The sequence below is a fragment of the Stenotrophomonas sp. 2YAF22 genome (assembly GCF_052114665.1).
Taxonomy (GTDB): domain Bacteria; phylum Pseudomonadota; class Gammaproteobacteria; order Xanthomonadales; family Xanthomonadaceae; genus Stenotrophomonas; species Stenotrophomonas indicatrix.
Genome location: NZ_JBFRFE010000823.1, coordinates 1 through 1,511 on the forward strand (window position 1 = coordinate 1; position 1,511 = coordinate 1,511).

General features: G+C 67.0%; 3 protein-coding genes and 1 pseudogene. 1 reads left to right on the forward strand and 3 read right to left on the reverse strand.

Annotation, left to right across the window (positions count from 1 at the left end):
• The coding region (locus AB4Y84_RS21450; RefSeq protein WP_442250905.1) for a substrate-binding domain-containing protein at window positions 1-324 on the forward strand (324 nt) is incomplete at its 5' end.
• Window positions 325-348: 24 nt separating this feature from the next.
• On the opposite strand, the gene arsN2 is transcribed toward AB4Y84_RS21450, so the two are convergent.
• The 3 genes and pseudogenes from arsN2 to AB4Y84_RS21465 all read right to left on the reverse strand — a co-directional run.
• Window positions 349-837 carry an arsenic resistance N-acetyltransferase ArsN2 gene (arsN2, locus tag AB4Y84_RS21455; RefSeq protein ID WP_442250906.1) on the reverse strand — a complete coding sequence of 163 codons (489 nt, stop codon included), beginning with the start codon at window positions 835-837 and terminating at the stop codon, window positions 349-351.
• A complete protein-coding gene (locus AB4Y84_RS21460) occupies window positions 827-1,240 on the reverse strand; it encodes a Rap1a/Tai family immunity protein (RefSeq protein ID WP_442243548.1) in 414 nt (137 codons plus the stop codon). Before AB4Y84_RS21460 ends, arsN2 begins: the two co-directional genes overlap by 11 nt.
• Before the next feature lie 51 nt (window positions 1,241-1,291).
• Window positions 1,292-1,511, reverse strand: a pseudogene (locus AB4Y84_RS21465) (hypothetical protein); the annotation flags it as partial.

Here is a 1,511-nt window from a genome sequence, read left to right on the forward strand (position 1 = left end):
GTTTCAGTGGCCCACCGCCGCGGCCTGCAGGTGCCGGGGGATCTTTCGGTGGTGGGCTTCGACGACACCTCCGCCGCGACAATGGTGTGGCCGGAACTGACCACCATCCATCAGCCGGTCGCAGAGATGGCGGACAACGCGATAGACATCCTGCTGCGGGAAATGCGCCGCCCCGCGTCTTCAAGGCGCGCCACTGTCAACCACGTGCTTGCGCACCAGTTGATCACGCGCGCCTCGGTATCGGCACCGCAGCTGTCCTCTGGACTCCGGGCACCCCGGATCGCAACGCGGCAAGCCCCGGACATCGATGGACAAGGGGGCTGAAGCACCCGCCGGGTCCCGGCCGGCCTACAGCCGACGCATCATCAGCTGGGCCGAGCCTGGGCACAGTTCACTGAACTGCGTCGACGCAGCGATGAATCCCGGTGCTGCATCGCGCGCGACGCGCACATAGCCAAGCTGCTCGAAGAACGGTGCTGCCGTGGTCGTGAGAAGGAACACGGTCCTGCCACCCGCCGCCTTGGCATGCTGCTCCAGTTCCACCACCAGTTGCCGCCCCAGGCCCCTGCCCTGCGACATCGGCTGGATCGCCAACGAGCGCAGGAGCACGACGTCGCGGCTCGATTCATAGCCCACGCAACCGAGCAGCTCTCCATTCAACGACGCTGCCAGAAGGGTGATCGGCCTGCCTGCACGCAGATCCTCCGTAGGCAGGCCGCTGGTCTCCAGCAGGGCCAGCACGTCGGCAGACAGCGCTGTCTCCATCACTCGCATGCGGCAGCTCTCGCTTTGTTCCGGCCAGGCGACCTGCAGCGGCGACAGGGGCTCATCGCCCACTCCGCGCGGCGTGGGCGCGGTCGCTGGTGGACGCCGCCTGCTGGCAGGGAAGCGCAGTCTCCAGCGCTTCAATGACCAGAGATGCGGCATCCTGATGCAGTCGTTCGGCGGGTAGCTGCCGGATGTGCGAAGACACACGGTCGACCAGTTCATGGGGAAGGATCTGCCCCTGGCCGCACCACTGCCCTCGGCCTGCGTCCGCAATACCCTGGATATAGGCGCTCGCGCGGGCGCTCGACAGGTCCCGGCACTGATCACTGCTGCAGAATCCGCTTTCGCCCTTGCCCTGCAGGAGCCTGGCCAGCTCTGCTCCGCTCACGAACCACGTGCGCGCAGCCGGTGCCGTCTCGGCCAGCGCGGACCCCGCCAACAGGCATAGGCAGAGCACAAAGGCGGCGGGCACGCAGCGTGCTCTCCTGCTGACTGGATCCCTGCGGGTGCCTGTGCTTGTCATCTAGTTCTCCTGGGCCGCATGGCCGCGCTCCTGGATACAGTCGAACTGATTGCGTGGAGTGAACTGCGGGTCGTCCGCTCCGTCCAGCATGAGCTCGACCATTGCATCGAAGGTCGCAGCGGTCTCGCCGGCCTGCGCCGGCGTCATGAAGCCCGAATCGCCCTTGCCGGCGAGGTGGACCGCAGCAACCGTCTCCCGCTCACCGTCCTCGGCCCATAGG